Genomic DNA, 25204 nt, shown 5'->3' with positions numbered 1-25204 from the left:
AAAATGTAAAGATGTGGTGTAAGGTTTTAAACAATGAAGAATGGGTTCATGTAAATGTAGATAGTGATGTAACTATTGCTTCACCCATGCAAAGGGTTGTTGGCAATCCAAGCAGACATACTGCTCGGCGTTGCTGTAATACTTTTCAAAGTAGTACTGACTCACCACCACCAGTACGCCTCCGATCACCACCCCGACGGCTGCACCGAAGAGCGGTGAAAAGCCTGACTTTCGTGCGACCTGCATGCCAAACATCGCCATCTGTGTCGGTGAGATACAGCGTTGTAACTGTTCGAAATAGTTGGCGTGGGCGTTGCCTGAATCGGTCTGTCTGACATGGGTAGACTGACAGTAGGGGCATTGAATAAAGGACATTGATATTCCTTGTTAAATGAATTCAGTACGAAGAGCTGAATTGAGGGCATAAAAAAACCGCGCCCATTGCGGACACGGTTTGATTTAGTTTTTGCTTTGTCGTGGAGAGTCGAAGGCCATTATTGGAAGCTATAGCTTGCAGTACCCTTCTCCGTCTCCACATCAACACGCACTACGTTGTCATAGCCACAGCCTGTTAATTTTAGTCTTAAACGCAGACCCATTTTAAAATGCTGTGGATATTCCAAAGATCGACGATAGCCTTCATAACTGCATTCACCGTTGTTGATCAGCACATTGGTGACATCAATCGGATCTGCACTGTTGGAACGGATGGTCAATACCGTAGCGGATTGATTTTGCGCATACCAGTTACTGGTATCTTTCACATCTAGTTCTACCGTAAATGTATTTGGATCAAGGCCAGAACTGCATCCACTTAATAACATTCCTGTCGTTACAGTTACTGCGAGTAGGATCGGTTTAAAAAATTGCTTCATAAAATTCATCCCTAGCAGTAGTTATAGCTCACGCCATAATCGCCCGTGTTTAAATCAATACTAACCAGATGGATTTCACAGTCTGTGCCATTATCAAATTTATAGACGTAGTAACGATTACCCGCCTGCTCCGATTCCAGTGCTCCGTGTTCCTGCAAACTGAAGTCTTTCACTGATTTGCCTGTATCTTTTGCGGCTTTGGCGAAGACATAGCGTTGATACTTGTCTATATTGTTCTGCTCAAACTGAGGCAGTTCGTCATAAGGCAGCATCGATAGTAAGGTATCAACAGACTTTAGGTTTTTATCAAACTCAAAACTCAGCAGCTCAGGTTCATGGTCTGATGGACTCAGACTCTTGCTTCCCGTGGTCAATTCTTTGACATCGATTCCATCCACTTCTGCCGCTGCAATCTCGGTTGAGGCTGCTTCTGAACTGACGGATTCCAAAGGCTGTGCAGAGCTGGCCTCAGAAGTACTAGCCGCTTGAACAGTTTTTTCAGTTGCATGTTTAGGGCTAAAGAAATAGAAGCCTGCAATGCTGATCAGGGTCAGGGCTAAAATCGCAGCCAAGCCCAATATAGTTTTTTGGTTCATCTCAAATGCTCCCCGTCTTTAGTTGGGTACAGTGACTTGACCGTTCTGAGCATTAAAGTGAACGAAGCGTGGACAACCACCCTGAAAGTTCACCGTAAAATTACGCCAACCACGGTTACCCGGATTGGTTTTATACATGCACTGATAGACCCCGCCACCCAAATTGCGGGCCTTAACAAAATAGGCTTCACTGGCTTGCGCAAACCAGCCTGCCTGCGTCAATGATGCGCCTGTAAGCAGTGATGAAATAAGGGCAGTTTTTAGGAAGGTTTTAAACATAATCATTTTCTCTTTTTATAGGCATCACTGGTCTTGGTCTTAATCAGACGCAGTGCTCCCCATGCATGAATGTTGGAATGAATATCTATGTTTTTTTGACGTGTTATAGACGATAAAGCACACGGATCTATGACCCTCAAAACAGCATGAGAGATTCATCTTCATATCGGTAATATGTACTTAAAAAAGTTTTATTCTTAGAAAGTCATCGACACGGCTATGCATTGACTGCACAGCATCAGGTCTAATCAGCAATCGGCATAAACATGTAAAAAGAGAAATATAAAAGACGGTCTTGATGTAAGCGCATGGCGTACTCCTTTGTTTTAAAAGAATCCTGCCAAATCACTGCTAATATGATGGTGGCAGAACGAAGGAGGGTTAGCAGACTGGTAACAAAGAAACCAGCACGCGCAAGCGCGTCCCCCCTCCGCCCTACCGCAAAGAAAGGGGGACGAACGGGTCCACAACATGCAAAATGAGATTTCACATATTGTCTTTGTTAATGGGTCTGCTAAAACCCGCTGACGATGTAGGTCAGCAGGCTAAGGATAATCTGCACGTTATAGAGCGTCAAGCAAGTACAGGAATGTAATATGAATTTTTAACGTCTTACGGGTGCACCGCGAAACCATCTAAATCCTTGAGGATAAACACAGATTCTATTGGCTAAACCTTCGATACTGGTTTCTCGATCAGGCATCTCGTCTAGGGCACTTAAAGGATCTAAAGCTTGATCCTGAGCATTCCTCTGGATAATCAGTTGATACTCATCTTCATGTTGATACTGCTGAAAATCTAACAGTGGACAAAACGAAATCCCCCTATTTTGAGTTACTCTTTTCCACCAAATATCTATTTCTCGACTATACGCTGAAGGTTCAGCACACAATAAGGGATCAAGGGTCAGAAAGAATTTCACAACATAGCGTTGATCAACCCGAACAATCTGATAAAACGTAAATACGACTTGGGCGTTATACCAAGAGAGTTGTTTGAGCTGCTTTTGAAAGTGATATAGCAACTTACTCCACGCAGAGATATCAACCCATTGATTGTGCAATCCTTCTAGACTCAGTTCAAATTTCAAATCAACGGCATTGGGATATATTTCACTCACCGTACAATAAGATTCACGAATTTTGTCGATCTGCTTCACGTAATGCTGATTATGCTGCTGAAGTTGTTCTAAAAAGCTTGCACTTTTAAATAACATATTCAGTCGCTTCAAAATTTTATCAATATGTGCAGATGCTTGATCATTGTAATGAGAAGCTGTGGTAGCACCCTCCATTGTAAAATAGGGAGCACCTGATTCCAGTAACACACTGCTATAAGCACGATAAAAAGCATCCACCCAAAATGAAAACCCGTACTGCCCTCCATAAGCCACCATCAGAATACGCCAATCGTCCAAGTAGCTCATCAATGCTTGTTTTAACTCCTGATTTAAAGCACTTTGATAATCTTTGAACTCGACACCTTCTGGAACCCGCTCAAATTTGAGTCTTTTGTAATGCTCAATCATGTTTTGTTCTAAGCGTACAGCTGTAAACTCTAATGCTAAATTACTCATGTGTTGTCCTATGAATGAATTGATTTCATAGAACTGGCACATTCATATTTTTTTAAACCAAACCTCCTCTTCCAGTTCTGCTAAAGCAGTCTGCGCATCCCATTCTTTAATTCTTCTATTTTCCTCAGTGTCAGGTATAGGGCGACCATGATGCTGATAATCCCCTTTATAAAAGGTTCTACGTCCTCGTGGTTTAACCAATAACGTCTGCCTGTATTTTTCAGGGTCACTAAGATATGCAACGGTTTTTAAAGCATTATTGCCTTGATCAGGCTCTGTACGACGAATCATCCCAATCCCTAAAGTACCTTGATCGCAATAATTCTTTTTGTTTTCTGTCGTATTGTTATTCCATCCATACCCTTTTCCAAGCGTGATCTCCTGCCATTTTTCAATCACCCATTTAGCAATATTATAATCGTTGCGATATTTGGACTCATTAATAACGAATGCCAGATGCACATGAAAGCCTTTGGTTATTCCATGCTCCAGCGAAATCGCATAGGTCAAAAGTGCATCAAAATATCCATTCTTATCAGTAATCAAATCACGTAGTTTTCCGATATGCTGATAGAAGTCATGTATGGTAATTTCGATCAGACGATCTTTGGAATAGTATAAATCTACCCTGATCACCAATACTTCATGATAGGCTTTAATTACACTTTCGAACTCCTCAAGTAACGCCACTCGATTCAATTCTTTCTGTCTTGTAAAGCTTTTGATCTCCTCACGTATCAGCCCTCGATGCGCATGTAGGATTCGTCTTAATACCTTAATTTCGCCTATAGACAACCCTGATAGATATTCACCAAAGCTAAGCATGCCACGCTGGCTATTGACGTGCTCAGTGACTGCAATAAACGCCCTAATCGATGCTGCGTACTCAATCCCTTCTTGTTTAAACGCTTCAAATGCACACCATAAGTGTTCTAGGTTGAAAATGAACGCTTCATTTGGCATATCAAAATTAAGACATACATCCACAAAGGTATGAATGGCATACATCACCCCTGCCTGATGATCTAAATCCAATGGGAACACGTTGAACTTCCTTAACTATGATTAACGTCATAGTTAAGCAATCGACTTATTTTTTTAAATGGCGTCCTTATCTAGAGTAAGGACCAGTCATCCACTATCCACATATACCGAATAGTACCCTCATCCTGCACGGCCTATGATCAATAGCATCATCCATATTGGGATATCTATTCAGATCTGTAGGACATATCTCGTGGTTCTTGTTATATGCATAAGTGATTGTATTGATATATTTAGTATTTATAGTTCTATTATCTATCTTAGTATCTATAGTAATAATATATATTACCGTCTTAATCCAAGAACAATAATAATAGCCCAGCCGAGCAGTACGATTTCCAAACCTTCGGCTAAGCTAGGCTTTTTATATATTTTAGCGTTACGATAGTTAGGTCAGAAAATCAGTTTTTATTCCTATTTTTTACCCTGCGTTTACTTTTTCGGATCCCCTTAATGTTTTTTTTATCCGCAATTGGGGTTAAAACAAAATACTGAAAATAACGACTGACTTCATAAAACCATGACTGTAATATTTCTTTAAGTTTTTTTTGATCTTCTTCCAGTGTTTGAAAGGCAACGTCATCCAACCTAGATTGTGAAATATCAATCGACAGGTGATCCGCGCCATTAGTTTTCTCATCATTGTATTTATCAAATAACATTCTTAATTTAGCGAGAAACAATGCTTTAAAACACCTTCCCAACTCGCCAGTCTGCTCATCATAATCGGTATAATTACTATCGATCGAAAACAACAGGGTTAATTTATAAGTGGGTTGAGCTGATTGACACTGAATGATGGTCCAATGACCAAGATATGCATAGATTTCTGGTTGACCCACTTTTTGTAATCGATCTATTGCCTTTCGAATTGTAGAATCAATTATCGTAAAATGTTCAATAAAATTGTCGCAGCCGATCAGCAAGGTTACCAATACATGTGTTCCCTGATAAGCCTGCATTTCATCCCAGTAGTTTAAATAAGTTCTATATTCTTTTTTACTTTGTCTACTTTGTGAATTTAACCATTGCACTACAGACTGTCCTTGGTGTTGCTCATTTTCCCTTACTGTGCTCAGCGCTTTCTTTTTAAGTGTATGGTTGATATAGCTGAATCTGCTTAAGACTGATACACCGATCTGATCTAAGGCTTTCCCATAATCATATAATTCATCCAATGTTCCTGCTAATAAAGAACGGATATTTTCAACAAATATGTGCTTAATTTCATTTGGACGCATCACCTGCATATGGAACTTAGCCTGCTTTTCTTCTATCAGCTGCAATGCCAAAAAACCAACCAGAACTCTTGTGCTAAAAATACAGCCATACTCCTCAAGCAATCTTTTCAGCGATGTATAAATATCTCTAAAGCTCACTCCAGCAAAGAAATGCTCATAAATTTGGTTGAGATCCGTTGCCCAAATAGGACGATTAACCATCAAAGGTTGATACAATGATTGCTTCCACTCTCCAGCCAAGTAGACAAACATTTCAATTTTAACTAGCCATTGAAAATCTGTATAAAGATTGAAGGGATAAGCTATTTCGAATTTTCGTATTAAAAAATTATAGCAATGTTGAATTTCTGCAAGTTGCCCAGCAACAGATCTGGAAAGTTTACTTTTTTTGAGTAAATCTGCATATATTTTTTGATGAGCAGAATAAGGTTTATGAACGGTATTTCGTTTTTGCTTCACTGCTGTTTTAGCAAGTACTGGCTGATCTTTGGCTGTTTCGAATTCTGAATAGTATCCAGCCTCTAATGTGTGGCCTGCGATATTTACAGTAAAAAGCTCGGTTTGGTTGGCAAAATAATTCAGCGTTGTTCGAACAAACTTTTTATATTTTACCGAGTCTTTTTTTAGGATTCCATCCGTCTCAAAATCATCCCACTGATAATTTTGCACCCTCACGCAATAAGGCTTGGTTTGCAATTCTAAACCAGGAACCAAAGTACAACGTTCAAATTCCGTCAAATCATAAAACGTACTTTCCCAGACCCGCCGAATTTTTTCTTCGATTGATGCGATCGTTTCTGAACGTGTATTTTTAAAACAGAAAACAGCAAAAATATTAAAACAGTAATTGATACCAAATTCAATTTTATCAAAATGTGTCAGCAATCCTTCAATATCGCGTATTTCCGCTCTAAAAAATTGCAGGTGCTTTTGACAGCGTTCTTTAGCATGATTTAGATTATTGGAGTCAGCCGATACATTGTATATGGGATCGATATACAACAATTTTAGGCTGATAAATTTAATGGATTGGCTGTGCTTGAAGCAAGTATCGAGTTTTGCTTGAAATGGAATAATTCGACGATCCATCTCATCGATGAATTGATCAGGAATGGTGAGTTGCTGATCAAAAAAACTTAATGTCTTTAGATCGATATTACCTTTCGGAAAATCGATTTTGATGAAGGGAATCGTATGCTGATCGACAGCCTTAGCAAATAATGCGGGATATTCGATTTGAGCATCAATCAAGCGCATTTCAGTGTAAAATGGGAATGCTGAAGCTTGTTTAAGCTTTACAGAGATTAGAGACGCTGAAAGATGATGATATTGCTTTTTTTTATCTTCTAGAACGCGATGGAAAGATGCCAAGATTTGATCTCTAAAAAAATCAGAATTGTCTTCTCCATATGCTTTAGATAGGTTAAACTCATACAGCTTAGAAAGAAAATCTAACCCGATTTTTTGTGCTTTATTCGGTTGTTGCCGTACTCCTCCAGCATGATCAAAATAATAATTAAACTGAACAAGTCTCATCCAAAAGAGAATTATTCCTGAAATTTCCTTCCCCCTTTGTTTATAACTAATTTGCTCCAACACCACCCTATATCCCTCATTTAATGACATTGTTTAAATACTATAGAAACATGCTTATTTTTAATTTAAGACCCTATCTTCACACTATCAAAATTTAAATATAAAACACACTCTAACCTTCTATATTTTTAAAAAATTTCGGAGTTTTAACTCATTTAATATTTCTTACGCACAAAAAAGCCGGGCACTTTCTGCCCGGCTTTTTATTTCTAGATTGGCTTTTTTAAAGCCATCCTTTCACCTGCTCCCCATACCACTCCATCATTCGCACACGCTCATCCCAATATTGCGCACGGTTATAAGCTGAACAAATACGATTTTGGGGTACATGAGCAAGTTGCCTCTCAATAGCATCGACACTAAATAAGTTAGATTCATTTAGCACAGTACTAAATAAAGCGCGAAAACCATGCGTCGTCATCCGACCGGCATAACCACAACGTTTTATCACCTGTAGAATAGTTTCACTCCGCATAGGTTCTTTATTATTTAGACGATGAGGGAAAAGCAATTCCTGATTATGGGTAAGTCTTAAAGCTTGCAGTTCTTCAATCATCATGTCCGTCAACGGTACACGGTGCGGAAGACGATTCTTCATACGTTCTTCAGGGATATCCCATTTACGGCCTTCTAAGTCGAATTCATCCCATTGTGCTTGTAATAACTCACTGACACGTACGCCTGTCATCATAATCGCATGCTGAGTTTGAGCATCACATGGATACCCACGAATCTTTCTGAGAAACTCAGGCATTTCTGACGCAGGTAAAGAAGCTAAATTAGTGACCTTTTTCGACTTCAACGCGTACACTAAATCCCCTGCTGGATTGTCATAGCGATAGCCATGTGCAATCGAATATTTCATCACCATGCCACAACGTGACAATGTTCGTTTCGCTACCTCTAAAGAACCACGTGCTTCGATTTTTTTGATGATTTTTAATATTTCAGGGGCTGTAATGTGATTGATTCTTTTATCTCCTAAACATACATAAAGCTCATCCAGAGATGCTCGAACATTCAAAATATGTTTATGCGACCACGTATCCTTTTGGTTATTAAACCAATCTTCACCTGCTTCACGAAATAAGGGTTTAAGCTCATCCAATTTTTCAGCTTTAGAATATTTATATTTAAGTTCATAAGCCAACTCACGGGCTTTCTTTAGACTTACTTCAGGGTACTTTCCTAGCGATTCAGATTTACGCTGCCCTTGAACTGAAATTCGAATATTCCAATATTTGTTTCCATTCGGATCAATTCTTAACGAAAGTCCATTGCTATCTGAAAGACGATATTGTTTGTCTCGTGGTTGAGACTTTTTACATTCAGTATCTGTGAGTGCCATAACTTTAACCAGAATATTAAGTGTTATTTTCTGGGTCAAATTGTCCCAATTTTGACCCCCAAAAAGCAAAAATAGGGTCAAACAGCTTTGGACAGAATCGGACAAACAAGGCAATAAAAAAGCCTTTAAACATTGAGTTTAAAGGCTTTTTTACATTCAGTCGAACAGCTCTGAATTGAATTTTGGTGGAGGTGGCGGCAACTTAACTGAAACTACAACTCACTAATATGTATTAAATTAATTACTCTGCATTTTTATGCGTTAATTGATCCAAATAATCAGACCATGCTTGCATCATTACCGTCCGCTCTTCCAAATATTTTGTACGGTTGTATGCTCGACCATGCATATCACGCACCTGATGAGCTAACTGCTGCTCGATACGTTCGATAGGAAACTTTAAAACTTCATCCAATAAGGTTCTGGCAGTTGCTCGGAATCCGTGCCCAGTCGTCTCTCCATTTTCAAAGCCATATTGTTTCAATCGCTTATTAATAGTCGATTCACTGATAGTTTTAGTCTTATCGCGCATAGATACAAAACAATATTCTGCACGTCCGGTAATGCAATATAGTTCTTGAAACATCTTTAACACTTGATCAGACAAAGGAACGATATGTTGTAAAGCGGTCTGATTCTTTGTTTTTGGGGGTGTATAGCTCCATGTTTTATTTTCAAAATCGATATCAGCCCATTTTGCTGCTCGCAATTCTCCAGGACGCACAAACACATGGGGTAATATTTTCACAGCGTAATCAATAGCAATATCACCACGCCCTACATTTTCATTTATATTGTTGAGTAGCTGCCCTAACTGTTGTTCGTCCGTGATAGCAGCTCTGTGCTTAGTTTTGCCTACCTTCAAAATACCACTAATTTGATCAGCGACATTGAATTGACACAAACCTAAAGAAATTGCATAACGAAAGACTTGAGATGCTTTGCTTCTCATTCGCTTTGCTGAATCTGTTTTACCTTGTCTCTCATATAGACGACACACTTCTAATATTTGTGATGGTGTAATATCGTTTATTGGATGATCCCCAATTGCCGCATATAACTTATCCCAAACAAATTCATTTCTTCTTTGTGTACTCGGCTCTAACTCTTCAGTTTTACGATACTCATCAGCAACATAATGAAATGTATTGTTCCGTATGAAGCACTCCTGTTCGTGTTCTCGTTGCTTTTGAATTCCAGGATCAATACTTTGTGCAAGCAACTCTCTATATTCAACACGTTTTACACGGGCAGCAGCCAGACTCACTGTAGGATAAATACCAATCGCGATAGTTGCTCTTTTCTTAGTAGCTGGGCGTACATAATCAAAGCGCCAATATGCACCACCTTTTTTATCTAATAACAAATAAAGGCCACCACCATCTGAAAGCTTAATATTTTTTTCAAATGATTTCTTTTGCATTGATATTAGTGATTTAATTTTTGAGTCTGTAAGACTGACAACTAATTTAGGCATCTTTTTTACGGTATATTTTTTCAAGAAACAGGATGTACCGTAAAAAATACCGTAAAAACTTACGGTATCCTAAAACGCCTTCGGACATTATCGGACAATAGATATATATAAGTTATTAATTTTTAATAATATTAGTATTAAGTCGGATGTGATCAAACAAGGAAATGGTGCGCTCAGCGGGACTCGAACCCAAGACAATTTTCAAGTTTTACTCATATAATTTAATGATTTAGAGAAATGCGTGTTCTGAAATGTGCTTGATATGGGAATGAAATGCATAAAATCTCGTTTTTATGCATATTCTGGCTATCTGCTTCAACGGTGGGGTTTTAAGGTCATTTCTATTGTTCTGGGCTATGTAATTGAATGGAGTAATAAAGTAAGGCACAAAAAAAAGTGCTTAAACAATTAAGCACTTAAATCAGAATAACGATGTAATAAATGGAGTAATAATAAAGTAATGAAAATTACTGGTTAATGTAATTATTGATCTTGGTCAAGTAGTCCGGAATATCTTCAGCGATAAGCTTCCCGTAATGCTTATAGATCATTGATGTATCACTATGGCCAAGCTGGTCAGCGATCCATTCCGGAGGTACCTGGCCAGACGATAATAACTGGCTAGCAAAGGTATGTCGGCCCTGGTTAACTCCACGGTACCGAACACTAGCTTTTTTTAAATGCCTTCTCCAGATATAGCGCAGTTCATAGTAATTGAATGGCTCATCGTATTCCTGGTTAATCCAGACAAAATGCAATTTTTCCTGTTTGTGGGTTCGGTTATCACGTTGCAATACACTGACCACCTGGCTGTAACGGTTACCAGTGACGGCATATTGTCTCCGAAGAGCCTGAATTGCTGGCTGCAGCAGCTTGATTTCACGCTTTCTACGTCTGTTTTTGGTGACTTTATACACTCCTTTGACAAAGTTCCTGTTGATCTGAATGGTACCTTTTTCGAGATCTATATCTTCCCAGGCAATGGCGATCTGTTCTGAAATTGAAAGCCCTGTCCAGAACACGCATGGCAGTAAATTTTGAATATCTGAGCTGGATACAGTACCTAAAATTAAAGAAATCTCTGTTTTGGTAAACGGATCTGGTTCCAGGTTATCCAGCTGCTTCACCACGATGGTTTCAAAAGGGTTATATGGGACTTTATTTTCCTGTCGCCATAAATCATGAATAGAAGCCAAACGTGTGACCAATTCACGAATAGTTTTTGGTCCCAGGTATTCATGCAGTTCATTGACCCATTTTTTAACTGCAGCTGTATCAATCTCTTTTGGATGGGTTTTGGCCCAACGTGGGTATACATGCTTTTTAATATGGCTGTTATAGCCGTCATAAGTACTTGGAGCGACTTCCCAGCGGATCATCTCTTTATATTGAGTGATGTAATATGACATTTGGTTCTTTTTCAAATGCTTTGAATGCGGGAAATGTTTAGACAGGTTAAATTGATCCAGTTCAATTTCAAGTTTGATCAGACCAGCCAGTTTTTTAGCTTTTTCTACATTTTCAGGCGTAAAGGACCAGTTCAATGTTTCTTTGATTGGTGGTTCAGTAGAGATGGGTTTCATCCAGATCCGCATGCTGTTACCACGGATTTCAAGTCCTGCAGACATAGTTCATCCTACATTTAAGTATTTTAAGATATTGAAAGATATTTTAAAGAAATGCACCTCCGGAGGGAGGTGCATTAGAGGTGCGCTTAAATAAATGGAAGTTTTTCAGGTTTATGGAAAATATCCTGCTCTGGTCTTTGAGCTATCATTAAACGTTTATTCATTTTAATTTCATCTTGAGTTGCAGGACGAATCATTACAGCGATACAACTACGAGAACCCTTATTAAAAGATACCCATCCATCAACTATAGAAGTGATGGTTTCAACTGTATCAGGCATAAAATCATCAATATAAACAACTTGTTGACTGGTTCGAAAATCACTCATGCGTTTTCACCAAGCATCAAAATTAGGGAAAACATCAGGCAAGAAAAGACCATGTTCAGGAACAAGGCATTTTTAAAGTTAAAGTTCATAAGTTCACGCTCCTAAAACTGCATTACTTGGAATGTTTGCCAATATAGCCAGCTGACGAATAGACCAACATTTACGGTGTTCAACGTCATAATTTGAAAGCGGTATCGAATGCTTAAAATTCGATGGACGTTTAAACTGAGCATGCGGATGTGTTTTTTTCATTTTGAAAAAATTAGGGTGGATCTGATCCGGTGTAAGTACAGCATTTGAAACAGAAGTTTCAGACTGAACGTTTTGTGGGTTAGAATCGTGTTGCATTGTTTCGTTCTCCAACGACTTGATGTAAAGCACAGCTTTGAGTTGCAGCTCTTAGCTGTGCGCTGGTAAAAAATTAATCCCGTGAAGCTGATGGTTTTTCAAAAATCCAGCAGCGTTTTGTTGTACTGGTGATTTTGCTTTGAATGGCCTTATTGGCTTCGACAAAGCGGTAATGCAGGCTGTGACGTAATGCATTTTGCAGTTCATTGACGTCCGGCAATGAATATCGATAATCCGCTGCGACCTTGTATAAATGTGCAAAATTGATGGCAAACAAGTCTGATTTGGCCGAGTGATTGACCACGCTGTCATGGTGTTCAGGATTGCGAATTGAATCCTCCATTTCTTCAACCGTGTTCCAGAAATTCTGAACAATGACTGAATCTGATTTCAGTATCTTGTCGCGGGTTTGAGCCATGGCCAGCAATTCTGTATGAACCTGTTTTTGAACCTGTACCGGTACTGCAACAATGTGCTGACACATGGCATCGAATAAAGCCATAAGCTGTGCATGGTTATGCACCACACGTGAACTTTGGATGTTGAATTGTTCCTGGTGTAAAAACGCATCATGCTTTTGCAGATTGAGGTTATAGCTCTCCAGTACAGCTTTTTCTTTGTTTAAACACTGCAAAATAAACTGGCTCACATGCTCATGTTCATACTTTGAAAGTCTGCGTGATGCATACAGGCTGTCTTTAGTGAGCTGATCCTTTACAAATCCAACATGAACAATACGTCCCATGATGGCTTCTGATGCCAGAACCGGTGCATTCTGGCTAATGATCAATGTCCCCATAAAAGGCGGTTCATACGTTTCATTACCGCCATTTTTTACCCCTTGCGCCCCCAGTGAACCACCGTCATACAAGGTTTTGCACATATCCCAGTTGAACTGTTTCGATGCGCTTTCGCCCTGACGATCTGATTCAATTAAAATCACCGGCAAGTTGGAAACCTGTCTGAATGTACGAGTCAAACCTGCCTTAGATGTTTTGGTCGGGTCTACCCCTTCATAGTTGATACGGCCAAAAAGTTTCCATAAAAACTGCAGCAAGGTTGATTTACCGGTACCCGGTTCCCCGACAATTTCAATAAATGGAAATGACTTGTGTACCTGGCGGATCTGCTGGGCATACAGGCTGCCGAAAAATGCGGTGAGCGCGATTAAACCTTTGACACCGTAGGCATCAATTAAATCTGTGCTCCATGCATTCTGGTATTCAGCCTGATTTGCATTGATATCCAGCGTGAATGGTGCACGGCTTTTCAGGTTGATGTTTTTAGGCAGTTCAAAATAGTCTTCATTGTTAATTTTGAACTGTTTCCCGGTTTGATAGGCCAATTCACCCAGCACATAAGTTTTCAGTTCACTGTGATAGCCCACATAGTTGATGAGCTGAACCCGTTTAATGTCCTCGATCCAGCGTTCAAGTAAACGGTCGAGCTGGGTACCATTTCCGGTATAAACCACACCAGGTGCAACTGCCAGCAAACGTTTTTTAAACTCTGATGCTGCAGCAAGCTGTGAACCGGTAAAGGTATTTTTTACTGACTTCTGGTTACGTGGAAAGTCGATGTTGAAGTAATACCAGGCTTCGTCAGTTTCGTCGCTGTACTGGTAATACAATGCAGTCGGCTTGCAGTTAATGATTTTGGTGACATTGGCTGCAGCATGCAGAGCTTTATCACGACGATCTGCCTGTGCTTTTTCCTTTTCTTCCTCTAACCAGTCTTCATTGGCATCTTCAAAGTTGATATCTTTCATGTACTCGTCGTACTTGTCGTTATCTAGCTTGAACCAGAACACCTGATTATTAAAATCGAAAGGAAACGTTTTGGTACCGTGACGCTTGTAGATAAGTAACGCTTTATCCACAGGTTTTTCTGCTATAAGCAAGGCACCATAGTATTTATAGGTTTCAAGGTCACTGAACTTGAGACGATCCTGTTTATACAGGTCATTCCAGTCGTTCTTTTTACGGCCAGCTGGCGGTAACGCTGCTTCACACTCAAAACCATCGGCAATGGCCTTTTCGATATTATGAAAAATACCGTCATGACCTGCCTTGTCATTGTCAAATGCCCAGACCAGCTTGGGTAAAGGCAAATTACCTTCTGCACATTTCTGTTTGATGTGGTTTAAAAATATGAAAGGGTAATAACCAGGACCTGCAGATAAGCAGCTGAAACTGGTAATACCGGATAGCCATAAAGCGAGGGTGTCAAAAATACCTTCAGTGATCCAGATTTCTTTAGATTCAATATAGTTGGTATTGGGTGTTAGCCAGGAATGACCTTGTGACTTCCAGCCTTTCTTGAACATGGTTTTAGGCAATACACCCTGTTCATCCAGGATACGTTGCCACCAGCCATGGTTGCCTTCTTCATCGGTAATAGGAAAACGTAAAGTCGTTGAGCCGACCTGAAGTTCAAAGTCTTTATAATATTCCTGAGAATAAAGACCCTTTAGCTGGTCAATCGGTAAACCACGACCTTCCACTAGATATGCATCCACAGTTTTGGTCGGATTTTCAGGGGTTGGAGTAAAGCGTTTTTCCCATTTTTCAAACAGATCCGGATACAGGTCGCGGATATATGTTGTTTCGCCACATTTGTTATTGCGTGGGCAATGAATCACCCAAGGTGATTCAAGGCTGGTCCACGCTTCCTTTTGAGAACATGAAGGGCATTTGCCTAAACGTAACTTATCGCCACGTTCTTTAAATTCAAACTCTTGTTTTAAGCGTTCGACAACTAAAGTTTGAGTTTCAGGAAACATCATTTAATTTAACTGCCTTATAACAAATGCCGATAGTTTCTTTTGAGTTCTTGACCTGCTAACTTCGCAAGCATTTCCTGAATGCGTTGTCTTGCCAAAAATTCAATTGTTTCTTCGATAGTTTCTAAGCCTAAGGCTTGTTGAACTTCTTTTACGACTTGCAGCTCTTGGTCTGACAGCGTAATTTCCTGTGTGGGCATGTTCAGCTCCTAGAAAGGTGGTCTGCTGCGCCTTTTCTCAAATAGTGCTCTAAATTAAATTCTTCCTGAATGTCTTCAGCAATTAGGGTTGCTAATGCTTGCTTCATGAGTAGCTGTCGAAGAATTACACCTGGTGTAACCCCTGTGAGCTTGGCCACGATTTCAAAAAGTTGAGATTCGTCATCAGTTAAGTTGACGTTGTAACGGTTATCTCGTTTTTGCTTTCTTAAATTCATTGGTTTAATCCTCATTTGTTTCTGTTTGGTTTTTTCCTTGGAAGTAAAACTTCGCAATGACACTTGATTGGCTCTGCTGAGATTTTTTTGCCAAAGTATTGATGTGATCCGCCTCTTCTTTGGGAAGATAGACCACACAACGAACACGACCACCGTCCAATTTGATTGAACGTGTCGTATTAAAAGGTGAATTTGATGTGCTCATACAGTATCCTAGGACATAGTGGTATGCTAAGGCACACTTTAGCACATTATTTTGTCCTTTCAATAGTTAAAGGTGATATTTATGTCCGAAAATTATGATGAGCTGTCCGCCATCATTTCTGATCGCTTTAAATCGGAACTAGAAAAAAATAAATTGCGAGCAAAATCACTGAGCCGTGAAATTGGGGCACATGAAAATACACTGGGCAATTACGTGCGGAATAAAGTTCCCGATCAGTGGGTGTACTTGGCTAAACTGCATGAGCAAGGCATCGATATTCGCTATGTATTACTTGGGATTGACCCTGAGTTCTCTGGGCTAACTAGCGAGGAAAGTGTGTTGTTAAAGGCTTATCGTCAGTTAAGCCCTGAAGCGCAGGAAGCCTTGCTTGGATTAAGTAAAGTCATGGCCAAAGAATCTGAAAAATAAAAATGACAGCAAAAAAAAGCCCACTTTTCAGTGGGCTTTTTTGTTAATCCTCTATTTCACTTTGGACGAGCTCTAATTTTTGCTCCAGATCCATCAGCTTATTAATAAGGTCGTTATTAAGATAAATCACTTCTCTATCATTCCCCGCAGCTTCTAAAGATTGTCTCCAGATACGTAGAGTGGACAAGGATTGGTCTAAAAGTAATTCTTTATCAATTGTTTGCATGTGGTTAGCCTTCTCAATTTGATTTAATTGAAATTGCCAAACACGGATTTCCGTATTGTTCCAGATAGGACTGGAAACACTATGTTCCCCCTTAAACATAGGATAAATCAGGTCAGGAAGCGATGCTTTTAGCACTTCGATATCGATCGTTTTATCCGACTGTTCACTTTTTGCCATTTCATTGAGCAGGTCATTAATCTGGTCTGGACTAATGGACAGGCGTCCTTTTGCCGTATCGTGATTAAAAGATAATTGAGCTTGTACACATCGGTCGATTAACTCGAAAAGCTTTTCACAAAGGAGCTGACTCTTAGGATTAGTTGCCTGAACACGCGGTGCAATAGGCACATAAGGGATAATGTTCTGGTTGATTTGTTCTAAGTTTTGCATAGCTTAGCCCCCCATAAACAGAATTGGGGAAACAAATAACACTGCACAGCAGAAAGTCAGGGTTTGGATAAGGTTTTTACGGAATCTGGCGAATTTTAGTTTTTGCTGTTGCTTAAAATAAGCATCCAGGTCGTAAATTGGAGTGTGCTCGAGGACTTGAGCAGGATTTGAATGTGCGCGGGCACGGGCTTGAATCTGTCTTTTCATGACTAGAATTCCTTTGAGTAGGTTTAAAACCTACCACCATTCTTTCCACGGAATGGTGGCAGACCGACAGGGGTGGAAATACCGCACTCAAAGAAACGGCCAGCCTTACGACTGCCCTGCCGATCTACCATAACGAAGTCTAGCAGATACGACTTTTTTTTAAGCAAAAAAATCCGCTTAGAGCGGTTGTTTATTGCCCTTTGAGTATTTAAACAGGTTTCCACGCCTGTACGCAGATTTTGCTGCGTTTTTTTATATTGCCGATAGTGTGCTGCTATGTCAATAGTGAATTGCTATGATATAGTAAGGCCTAGTAAGTTCAGATTTAAACGGTATAGTCATGCTGCAGTGGTAAAGTTAAAAAAAAAATCATCCACTTTCTATCAAACTCTCGCTATAGGCTATTTTTTAAATATATGAAAATCGAATCATTTTACGTTGAAGGATTATTCGGGTGCCGTGAATCTATCAATATAGATTTCAATAAAAACATACATGTTATTTCCGGTAAAAATGGTGCTGGTAAAACAACCATTCTAAAACTATTATGGTATTTTATTAGTGGGAACTTAGAAAAAGCATTAATTGAAGTTCCTTTTAAAAAAGCTATATTAAAAACAGATTTATATTCTTTCGAAGTCAATGTAAATAATGAGACTAGTGCGCCTTTTTCTACTAAAATTGATTATGTAAATACCAACTTAATTAATCCTGAAATAGCTAACATAAATCCTCAAGATATAAATGAGAATTTAAAATATACCCTTACTAGTTTTATTGGCAGCTCATTTTTCTTTCCAACATTTAGAATTATTGAAGGCGGATTTACTACTGAAAAATACAGTTTCAAAAATGAAATGTTTAAGAGTATTTTTATCACAAAAAACAAAGAATTATCTGAATCACATGATTTAAAGAAGGATTTAAATAGTATTTCTAAAAAATTGTCTGAACATGATCATCAATTTGTTACATCTGTTTCCTCTTCTCATATTAATGAGTTTTTAATCAGCAAATATGCTGAAATCATGTCGCGTTTACAACCTTACCAAGCTAAAAGAAAAGAGCTCACTGATAAGTTTCTCAAATCATATACTTTAAAAACAGATAAAAATGGACAACTAGAAGTCACTTTCACTGATAAAGAACTAGCAGTCCAATTAAAAAGAAGTATTGATGATATTGAAGATGAAAGTGACAATATACGAAAGCCTCTAAAACGTTTTCATGACTCAATTCGTTTTTTCTTAAAAGACTATAAATTTCATTTTAGTAATGAAGTTAAGTTTTCTAAAGTTTCTGAATATCCAGATGAAGAAACATTTAAACTTGATAATGGTATTTTAATTAATACAAGTGAAAATCTACCTACTCAATTTGATATTAGTTTGCTCTCCGCTGGTGAAAAACAAATTTTAACGCTTATTAGCTATAATTCTTTTATAGATAATACCATCTTCTTTATTGATGAACCTGAAATTAGTTTACATGCTGATTGGCAGCGTATTTTATTCAGAATCCTAATGAAGCAAAATCCAACGAATCAATTTATTATTACGACTCAATCTCCTTTTATCTATAGTAAATATCCTAAAAATGAAATTTGCGTAGATCCAACTTCTGATCGTGGTGATTCAGAGGAATAAAAGATGAGTAAGAATAAGCAAGAAGAAGATAAAGTAGATGTTGATGCGCTGATTGCAAACATTAAAGATGGTGACTTGTTTAACATCATTATTGAAGGTAAAGATGATAAGTTGGTTTATGATGAATTTGAAGAGATTTATGGTTTAACTGAACCGCTTGTGTCTGTTCTGGAAGTTGGTGGACGCAATAATGTTTTAGAAATTTTTAAAGCTCTCAAAGATACACCTCATATCAATAAGGCTGTGTTTATTGTAGACCAAGATCACTGGGTATTGACTGGTATCGATCCACAATATGATCATCCAAATATCATTCGTACACATGGTTATTCTTTCGAGAACGATGTTTTTATTGATGGAAACTTAGAAGCAGAACTCATAAAAAGATGTAACGGTGAACACCTTTCAAGTCTACCAACTTTATTAAAATGGTATGCCTTAGAGGTTGATAGAATTATTAATGGTCGGGCAACACAGCGTTTAGATATGTCACCTGAACATCTTTTTAATCCACCATGTACACATGACTTAATTACTCCTCAAGAAGGAGAAACTTTAAATCATACAATTCTTGAAGAATTAAAAACGACTTATCCTAAATTACTTAGAGGAAAAACTTTACTTAAGTATTACGTTTATCTCTTAAATAAACGTGAAGGATTGAGTGGAGCACATTCAACTAGAGCAACTATTGATAATGTAGCCAGCAATAAGGGCGCTTGTTTAAATCGAATTTTTGCTGAAGTCGACCATCTTTATAAAAGTTTAACTGCCTAGCTAAAAAGCCACTTTAACAGTGGCTTTTTTATTTATTTTTAAATTATTAATAGAAAACATCCTCCTCCCCTGGATAACAATTGTCTATAGTGTGCTGTTATGTCAAGATAACGGCACTTTATTTTTTATAAATTATTATTTTAAGTCGGATTTTGGGTGATGGAACTGAGTGATAAATTATTAGAACAGTATATGGAAACGGCAATCAATGATAAGGAAGTAAATGTATTCCTTGGGTTTATTGAGGGGCTGATTTTAGATGACAGTATCAATAACGAGGAAATAGCCAGCTTACAGCACTGGATGGAAAGTAATGCTGAAGTTTACTGTAACTACCCATTCGATTTCATTGTTAAAAGCATGACACAGCTGCTGAACTCGAATGGCGATGTGATTGCGGAAAATAAGTCTAATTTTTTACAAGTTCTACAATTATTTCTTTCAAAAAAATTCTATAAAAGAAATACCAGTGATATTCAACGTTTGCATGGGTTGCTTGCCGGTACTGTTTGCGATCAAACCCTCAGCCATGTTGAATTGAAGGCACTGAACCAGTGGCTTAAAGATCATGATTATTTAGAAGATGATATTTTCTTTCAGGAAATTTTTACCACACTGCGCCCTGTCCGCACTAAGCCAGAATTAAATGATCATGACATTTCGAGCATTTTCAAACAAATTCAAAAGTATGTGAATGTTGAACAGCATGGTACTTTAAAAACAAACCTAGATAGCAACAACAATCCTGATTTCTATAAGGGTGAGTTAAATTTAGATAAAGCTCTTTATTGCTTTACTGGTACATCAGACCGCTTTAAAAAGAAAGACTGGAAGAATCTGGTTGAAAATAATGGTGCACAGTTTATTGATGATATGACGACTTCGGTCAATTATCTGGTGATCTGCAACAAAGGTAATAAGGCCTGGGCGCATGTAAGCTATGGTCGTAAGTTTGAGCAGGCAAAGAAATGGCAAAGTCAGGGTCACAATATCAAAATTATTACTGAAGATGATTTTGTCAAAGCGATTGGACTAGATGAAGCTTAATCCATGATTGCTGATAATGTGCTGTTATGGCAATATAGTGGTGTGCTATTTTTGTTTTAGAAAGGTACATTTATGAAAAAAAACAGACCTGTTTTTACTGTTGAAAAAGTGAGACGTTTAAATCAGCTAATGCGTGATAAGCCGGGCATTACAGCTGAAGATATCCCATTGTCTGATGAAGGCCGTAGAATTGTACGTAACTTTAAACCAGATATGGCTGCGATTAATGCTGCATTTAACAGGGCAATGCAAGGGTTATGAGCGAGACTCGTGACCCTAAATATAGCTGGGTTTTTCAAAAATTAACTGAAAATGATCAAGGGCAATTTAATCTGGAAAGTATTGTTGCCTATACAATTTATAAAAAACATAAAATTGATTTCATTGATGACATCAAGATTAAGAAAGGTCGTGAACCCAATAAAGTTGAGTGGGAAACCTTTCATACAACCTGCGAATCCGATGCTTCATTAGCTACATTTAGAAGCCATGCCAGTACTATTGTTGCTCAATTATTAGACCTAGCCCTGAGTGAAGAAATTTCAAACTTAGAAGATCTAGCCTTACTCGACTCTAAAGTGAAAGCTGAATTAGCTGTTGTTAATACAAAGTTGACTACCATTGATAGCTATATCAATGATAAGCAAGGTGTAAGCTGGTGGTTTAGTGAAGTGGGGAAAAACTTTCTTGTAAATATTCTGACCATTTTTTCAATTGGTGGTTTTGCCACATTTGTAGTGAATTTCGATAAAGTTTCAAACTGGTTTAAAAGTTTCTTCTAATATTTCATTTTAATAAGTTGATAAAAATTATGATTTTGCATGGTTATCAGTTTTTCGTAATTGATCACTTATGGGAGCTTGCTCCTACTGTCGATCAATTCTTTAAAAGTTTAGTCGATATTTATCCGCCAAAGTCCAATTTTGATGAATTCCAAGACATGCTATCTATAGCAACTGCCAAATGGAAATATGCACAACAGTTAGCGGATGAACTAGGTTGGGAAGGTGACTTTGTAGGTGAACCTAGAGTTTTTTGCTTGCCGGACCCTAAGGGAATGACAATCGATTACGGTTTTGTATTTAAACAATATAACAATGGAATGACTTATGTTATATCTCCAATTTATTTGGACTACATTGCTGAATTTGAGAATGTTCAGTATAAAAGATTAATCACTGACTGAATTTTTTTAAGAATATTAACTATTAAAAAGGTCACTCAATGTGACCTTTTTTATTCTTGATTATTTTCTTTCAATCCCTGCTTATAGCCTGCCAGCCACATTTGAGGTGCTTCTGCCCAGCTTTCTAAATCTCTAGACTCTCGAATACCATAAAAAGCCTTCATGAATCGTTCATGCCAAAATCTATACACTCCTTCACTATTATGTCCTCCAATAAAATATGGATTCATCTTTTCATTAATACTTTGATAGAAAAGTTTAAATAGCTGTTCAGGATTATTATTCATTATTTTCATCATTAGCTGCTTTTCGTTCTGTTAGTTCCTTTATGGTTTGTAGTCTTATTTCTGGGTTTGGTCTGGCACTGGGTGATATTTCATGAGTAATTTCTAATATTCCCCCGGCCGAAAAACTGCATTGATAATTGCTGCATTGCAAAAAAATATTCCGCAGTAAGGCATGAACAGACCTGCTATTTCTTATTGTCATACCACAACTGCAATGGGGGCATTGATAACTTGCTTTTCTTCCCATAAAAAACGTCCAAAGAACATATATTTATTCATTATATTTATTTCGGTTAAATATTTGTTATTTATTTTTAATTTTTATAACATTCAGTTGACCTTTAGTTTTAGAAAGAACCTATGCAAAACTTAAAGTGCCGCTGTTGCTTTAAACTTCTCGCAAAAGTTGGGATGTTTAATGAAATAGAAATAAAGTGCCCCCGCTGTAAAACGATAAATGAATTCCAGAGCACCCTGAGTGCCTTACCTGAACGCCAAGAGCGTCACATCGAAACAGGTAAGATCGATGAAAAACACTTCTGTAACTCCACAATACAATCCTAAAGGCCATAGCTTCAGTGGCTGGCTTGGCGGGAAATCGCAACTTGCACGTACCATTGTCGAACTGATGCCAGAACATAAAACTTATGTTGAAGTGTTTGGCGGTGCTGGATGGGTCCTCTTTAAAAAGACCCCTTCCCGTGCTGAAGGTCATTAACGATGTCAATGATGACCTGATTAATCTGTACCGGATTTTAAAGTTTCACTTTGATGCCTTCCTGGCTGAATTTGAGCATCAATTATTCTCACGTACCCTTTTTAATGAAATGAGAAAGAATGAACGTGGACTGACTGATATTCAGCGTGCTGCCAATTTTTATTATTTATTGCGATCTGCTTTTAGTTGCCAGCTGGATGGCAGCTTTTCATATAGTCGTGACCGTAAAACCAGTTTAAAGCTAGGTGATGAACTAAAGGAACACCTGAGATATATCCATGAACGTCTGCAAAATGTCGTGATTGAAAATGCCAGTTATGATTATGTGATTAAGCGTATGGATGGCCCGGACACATTGTTCTATCTGGATCCACCCTATTGGGACTGTGAAAATGATTATGGAGATGGAATCTGGTCTAAAGAGGATTTTTATAACTTAAAAGCACACCTGGACAAGATTCAAGGCAAGTTTATTTTAAGCCTGAACGATAAGCCTGAAGTCCGGGAGCTGTTTAAAGATTATCAGCTGCAGCATAGAAAAATACGCTGGTCTGTCAATAGCAGAGCAGCGCATGCAAATCACAATGGCAATGAGCTGATCATTACCAATTTTTAGTCGGCATTTTTGACCTGTTGAATCATATCCTTTTTGGCATTCAGTCGTGGCATTTCACGGCTGAGTGCTTTTTCAGCTGCCAGTTTTGATTTATAGACATGGTTCAGAATTTTCGGATTGGACTGATCACCTTTGGTCAACCAGTGACGGTTTTTTTCTTTGCCGACGGTATATTGCGTTTTTAGCCCGGTATAGGGTTTGATTTCCAGCTCATTATGGGCAGAAAATTTACCTGTTTCCTGATCCAGCAAGGCAAACTCACGGTCAAGTCTGGCTTGAGCTGCTTCTTTACTGACGTACAAATAAGTGAAATGCTTCGGATTGGACTGGTCGCCTTTGGTCAGTGCCACGGCTTTATCCCCTGACTGGTAATACACCACGACTCCGGTCCATTTTTTGTCTTTTTCCGTTTCAAACTGATCTTCAAACAGTTCTGCCACATCATCTGCATCCGGAAAGAAAACTTCCAGCTCAATGGCTGTCGTAAAGCCATTATCTGCATCTAGCGTATGAACAAGTCTGGTACCCAGCCAGTAAATATCATCAATCTGTTCTTTTAAGCCATCAAACAAAAATGTCATTTCCGGAATGAGCTCAGGCTTTGCCAGGGCAAGGCTATAATTGAATGTGACTGCAGTACGTTTGAGTTCTGCCAGTTTGGCCTTTGCTGCCAAGGTAGCGGACTGTTTGTCCTGGTGAATGTGGCGGAGTTCCTTAATATTCTGGTTACTGGCATCGCCATAAACCACTTCAAGTTTTTTTGCCTTTTCAGCATCATAATACCAGGCCCGAACTGCGGTAATTTCTTCCCCACCGTCGGTATCACGATAGCTATGGTTATCCCCCTGCTTTCTGGTAATGAGGAAAGTCGGCAAGCTTTGTCCGGATACCGTTTGTGCAGCCCCTTTAGGCATAAATAACAAGCTGCCATTTTTAACCGATGCTATGGCATCATGCTCATCTGCCAGCCGGGTGAGCAGATTGGCATTGGACTCATTTTGCACCAGGTTAATAATTTTGTGCTGGCCAAGTGATTCATGCACATTTAAGTCCAGTTCATGTTCAAAGGCAATGATCTGAAGGACTTCTGCAAGTGTGACATTGTTAAAACTGCGTTCTTTTTTCTGCTTGAGACCAGACTTCAGGTCGGCACTGGTGGCGCGAATGGTCAGTACATCCGGTGCACCGCTATGCTCCACCTCTTTAACGGTATATTGGCCTTTATAAACCAGACCTTCATTACTCCAGCCGAGCCATACATCAATGACCACTCCTTTGCGTGGAAGATAAAGGATGCCGTCATGGTCTGAAAACTGTAATTCAAGTGAATCCGCTTCCAGACCACGGTTATCTGTAATGACTATACTCTTGAGCCGTTCGACGGCTTCCTGGCGAATATCACGACCTGAAGTTTTTAGCTTGAAAATGGCATGCGGATAGCTGTCATCCAGTTTATCAGTAATTGCAGAGACAATATTCATTAGAACAAGCTCTCCGCTACTGCACCCAATACCCCGGTAATGAGTGAACCTGCAGACTTGTTTTTACTCAGTTTCAGGCTGAATTCGACTTTTCGGGGTTTACCATTTTTAAAAAAGTAGGTCTGGGTTTCATCGACTGAATCGAGTTTCCATAGTCCGTAAATTTTTCCATTACCGGCAATGAGCGGAAAGGACTTGCCAGTATTGCCCATTAAACGCAATGCAGTCAGGGACAGTTGAGACCCAAACTCTGGAACAATGGATCCATCCAGGGTGATGGTGTCTTCACCCGGGCCAAGGTACTGATATGCTGGAGCTTGTCCAACGCGAGAATTGCTGGCATGTCGCCAGCTGGTACTACGTTGCAGGCTTTGATATGTAGCTGTTGGTATTGAAAATACGAACATGCCGAAGATCATCATCATTATGTATTT

At 38.8% G+C, this 25204-nt stretch carries 30 protein-coding genes and 1 pseudogene; 9 read left to right on the top strand and 22 right to left on the bottom strand.

Annotated elements, in window-relative coordinates:
* Nucleotides 1-72: 72 nt before the first annotated feature.
* The 16 genes from ABJ384_RS05095 to ABJ384_RS05020 form a co-directional block, all read right to left on the bottom strand.
* On the bottom strand, nucleotides 73-375 hold the full coding sequence (locus ABJ384_RS05095) for a hypothetical protein (protein WP_108563915.1): 303 nt from the start codon (nucleotides 373-375) through the stop codon (nucleotides 73-75).
* 119 nt (nucleotides 376-494) lie between these two features.
* Nucleotides 495-875, bottom strand: a complete 381-nt coding sequence (locus ABJ384_RS05090; RefSeq protein ID WP_349929255.1) for a hypothetical protein — start codon at nucleotides 873-875, stop codon at nucleotides 495-497.
* A gap of 11 nt (nucleotides 876-886) precedes the next feature.
* Nucleotides 887-1471, bottom strand: coding sequence for a hypothetical protein (locus tag ABJ384_RS05085; protein WP_349929253.1), 585 nt, complete (start codon nucleotides 1469-1471; stop codon nucleotides 887-889).
* A gap of 18 nt (nucleotides 1472-1489) precedes the next feature.
* Complete coding sequence (locus ABJ384_RS05080) at nucleotides 1490-1750, bottom strand: hypothetical protein (protein ID WP_087540846.1); 261 nt, start codon at nucleotides 1748-1750, stop codon at nucleotides 1490-1492.
* Between the two features lie 604 nt (nucleotides 1751-2354).
* Nucleotides 2355-3326, bottom strand: coding sequence for a hypothetical protein (locus tag ABJ384_RS05075; protein ID WP_349929251.1), 972 nt, complete (start codon nucleotides 3324-3326; stop codon nucleotides 2355-2357).
* 42 nt (nucleotides 3327-3368) lie between these two features.
* A complete protein-coding gene (locus tag ABJ384_RS05070) occupies nucleotides 3369-4370 on the bottom strand; it encodes an inovirus-type Gp2 protein (RefSeq protein WP_349929249.1) in 1002 nt (333 codons plus the stop codon).
* A 401-nt stretch (nucleotides 4371-4771) separates the two neighbouring features.
* Entirely contained in the window at nucleotides 4772-7210 is a 2439-nt protein-coding gene (locus tag ABJ384_RS05065; protein WP_349929247.1) for a hypothetical protein, read from the bottom strand.
* Between the two features lie 220 nt (nucleotides 7211-7430).
* On the bottom strand, nucleotides 7431-8555 hold the full coding sequence (locus ABJ384_RS05060) for a tyrosine-type recombinase/integrase (protein ID WP_349929245.1): 1125 nt from the start codon (nucleotides 8553-8555) through the stop codon (nucleotides 7431-7433).
* Between the two features lie 241 nt (nucleotides 8556-8796).
* Nucleotides 8797-10032 (bottom strand): integrase arm-type DNA-binding domain-containing protein, encoded by a 1236-nt coding sequence (locus ABJ384_RS05055; RefSeq protein ID WP_349929711.1) that lies wholly within the window; start codon nucleotides 10030-10032, stop codon nucleotides 8797-8799.
* A gap of 467 nt (nucleotides 10033-10499) precedes the next feature.
* The gene (locus ABJ384_RS05050; RefSeq protein ID WP_349929243.1) at nucleotides 10500-11660 is read right to left on the bottom strand and encodes a tyrosine-type recombinase/integrase; all 1161 of its coding nucleotides are present in this window, start codon (nucleotides 11658-11660) and stop codon (nucleotides 10500-10502) included.
* 86 nt (nucleotides 11661-11746) lie between these two features.
* Nucleotides 11747-11989 (bottom strand): hypothetical protein, encoded by a 243-nt coding sequence (locus ABJ384_RS05045; protein ID WP_349929241.1) that lies wholly within the window; start codon nucleotides 11987-11989, stop codon nucleotides 11747-11749.
* Between the two features lie 93 nt (nucleotides 11990-12082).
* The gene (locus tag ABJ384_RS05040; protein WP_349929239.1) at nucleotides 12083-12337 is read right to left on the bottom strand and encodes a hypothetical protein; all 255 of its coding nucleotides are present in this window, start codon (nucleotides 12335-12337) and stop codon (nucleotides 12083-12085) included.
* Between the two features lie 73 nt (nucleotides 12338-12410).
* On the bottom strand, nucleotides 12411-15122 hold the full coding sequence (locus tag ABJ384_RS05035; RefSeq protein ID WP_349929237.1) for a toprim domain-containing protein: 2712 nt from the start codon (nucleotides 15120-15122) through the stop codon (nucleotides 12411-12413).
* Between the two features lie 14 nt (nucleotides 15123-15136).
* Complete coding sequence (locus ABJ384_RS05030) at nucleotides 15137-15319, bottom strand: hypothetical protein (RefSeq protein ID WP_349929235.1); 183 nt, start codon at nucleotides 15317-15319, stop codon at nucleotides 15137-15139.
* Nucleotides 15320-15321: 2 nt separating this feature from the next.
* Nucleotides 15322-15555, bottom strand: a complete 234-nt coding sequence (locus ABJ384_RS05025) for a hypothetical protein (protein WP_349929233.1) — start codon at nucleotides 15553-15555, stop codon at nucleotides 15322-15324.
* 4 nt (nucleotides 15556-15559) lie between these two features.
* Complete coding sequence (locus ABJ384_RS05020; protein WP_349929231.1) at nucleotides 15560-15760, bottom strand: hypothetical protein; 201 nt, start codon at nucleotides 15758-15760, stop codon at nucleotides 15560-15562.
* An 81-nt stretch (nucleotides 15761-15841) separates the two neighbouring features.
* On the opposite strand from ABJ384_RS05020, the gene ABJ384_RS05015 reads away from it, so the two are divergent.
* Nucleotides 15842-16189: a hypothetical protein gene (locus tag ABJ384_RS05015; RefSeq protein ID WP_349929229.1), complete on the top strand. Its 348-nt coding sequence runs from the start codon at nucleotides 15842-15844 to the stop codon at nucleotides 16187-16189.
* Nucleotides 16190-16232: 43 nt separating this feature from the next.
* On the opposite strand, the gene ABJ384_RS05010 is transcribed toward ABJ384_RS05015, so the two are convergent.
* Both ABJ384_RS05010 and ABJ384_RS05005 read right to left on the bottom strand, forming a co-directional pair.
* A complete protein-coding gene (locus ABJ384_RS05010; RefSeq protein WP_349929227.1) occupies nucleotides 16233-16805 on the bottom strand; it encodes a hypothetical protein in 573 nt (190 codons plus the stop codon).
* Between the two features lie 3 nt (nucleotides 16806-16808).
* A complete protein-coding gene (locus tag ABJ384_RS05005) occupies nucleotides 16809-17012 on the bottom strand; it encodes a hypothetical protein (RefSeq protein WP_349929224.1) in 204 nt (67 codons plus the stop codon).
* A 416-nt stretch (nucleotides 17013-17428) separates the two neighbouring features.
* Between ABJ384_RS05005 and ABJ384_RS05000 the strand changes: the two genes are divergently transcribed.
* From ABJ384_RS05000 to ABJ384_RS04975, 6 genes are all read left to right on the top strand, one after another.
* Entirely contained in the window at nucleotides 17429-18658 is a 1230-nt protein-coding gene (locus ABJ384_RS05000) for an AAA family ATPase (protein ID WP_349929222.1), read from the top strand.
* Between the two features lie 3 nt (nucleotides 18659-18661).
* A complete protein-coding gene (locus ABJ384_RS04995; protein WP_349929220.1) occupies nucleotides 18662-19435 on the top strand; it encodes a DUF4435 domain-containing protein in 774 nt (257 codons plus the stop codon).
* 159 nt (nucleotides 19436-19594) lie between these two features.
* Nucleotides 19595-20482 carry a BRCT domain-containing protein gene (locus ABJ384_RS04990; protein WP_349929218.1) on the top strand — a complete coding sequence of 296 codons (888 nt, stop codon included), beginning with the start codon at nucleotides 19595-19597 and terminating at the stop codon, nucleotides 20480-20482.
* Between the two features lie 72 nt (nucleotides 20483-20554).
* On the top strand, nucleotides 20555-20743 hold the full coding sequence (locus ABJ384_RS04985; protein WP_349929217.1) for a hypothetical protein: 189 nt from the start codon (nucleotides 20555-20557) through the stop codon (nucleotides 20741-20743).
* Nucleotides 20740-21264: a hypothetical protein gene (locus ABJ384_RS04980; RefSeq protein WP_349929215.1), complete on the top strand. Its 525-nt coding sequence runs from the start codon at nucleotides 20740-20742 to the stop codon at nucleotides 21262-21264. The genes ABJ384_RS04985 and ABJ384_RS04980 overlap by 4 nt, the downstream gene beginning before the upstream one ends.
* A gap of 29 nt (nucleotides 21265-21293) precedes the next feature.
* A complete protein-coding gene (locus ABJ384_RS04975; protein WP_349929213.1) occupies nucleotides 21294-21668 on the top strand; it encodes a hypothetical protein in 375 nt (124 codons plus the stop codon).
* Nucleotides 21669-21718: 50 nt separating this feature from the next.
* On the opposite strand, the gene ABJ384_RS04970 is transcribed toward ABJ384_RS04975, so the two are convergent.
* Nucleotides 21719-21955 (bottom strand): hypothetical protein, encoded by a 237-nt coding sequence (locus tag ABJ384_RS04970; RefSeq protein WP_349929211.1) that lies wholly within the window; start codon nucleotides 21953-21955, stop codon nucleotides 21719-21721.
* The gene (locus ABJ384_RS04965) at nucleotides 21948-22202 is read right to left on the bottom strand and encodes an ogr/Delta-like zinc finger family protein (protein ID WP_349929209.1); all 255 of its coding nucleotides are present in this window, start codon (nucleotides 22200-22202) and stop codon (nucleotides 21948-21950) included. Before ABJ384_RS04965 ends, ABJ384_RS04970 begins: the two co-directional genes overlap by 8 nt.
* Nucleotides 22203-22315: 113 nt before the next feature.
* Here ABJ384_RS04965 and ABJ384_RS04960 point away from each other — a divergent pair, with 113 nt between their 5' ends.
* Nucleotides 22316-22519: a Com family DNA-binding transcriptional regulator gene (locus ABJ384_RS04960; RefSeq protein ID WP_349929207.1), complete on the top strand. Its 204-nt coding sequence runs from the start codon at nucleotides 22316-22318 to the stop codon at nucleotides 22517-22519.
* Nucleotides 22482-23289: pseudogene (locus ABJ384_RS04955) on the top strand (DNA adenine methylase). The gene ABJ384_RS04960 and the pseudogene ABJ384_RS04955 overlap by 38 nt, the downstream one beginning before the upstream one ends.
* Here the strand turns inward: ABJ384_RS04955 and ABJ384_RS04950 are convergent.
* Together ABJ384_RS04950 and ABJ384_RS04945 are read right to left on the bottom strand one after the other, a co-directional pair.
* Nucleotides 23286-24770, bottom strand: coding sequence for a DNA primase (locus tag ABJ384_RS04950; protein WP_349929205.1), 1485 nt, complete (start codon nucleotides 24768-24770; stop codon nucleotides 23286-23288). The pseudogene ABJ384_RS04955 and the gene ABJ384_RS04950 sit on opposite strands and share 4 nt — an antisense overlap.
* Nucleotides 24770-25195: a phage tail protein gene (locus ABJ384_RS04945; protein WP_349929203.1), complete on the bottom strand. Its 426-nt coding sequence runs from the start codon at nucleotides 25193-25195 to the stop codon at nucleotides 24770-24772. Before ABJ384_RS04945 ends, ABJ384_RS04950 begins: the two co-directional genes overlap by 1 nt.
* Between the last annotated feature and the right edge of the window lie 9 nt (nucleotides 25196-25204).

The organism is Acinetobacter sp. A1-4-2 (assembly GCF_040233925.1).
GTDB lineage: Bacteria > Pseudomonadota > Gammaproteobacteria > Pseudomonadales > Moraxellaceae > Acinetobacter.
Note: the sequence above shows the minus strand (reverse complement) of the source record. Positions and strands in the feature narration are given on the sequence as shown.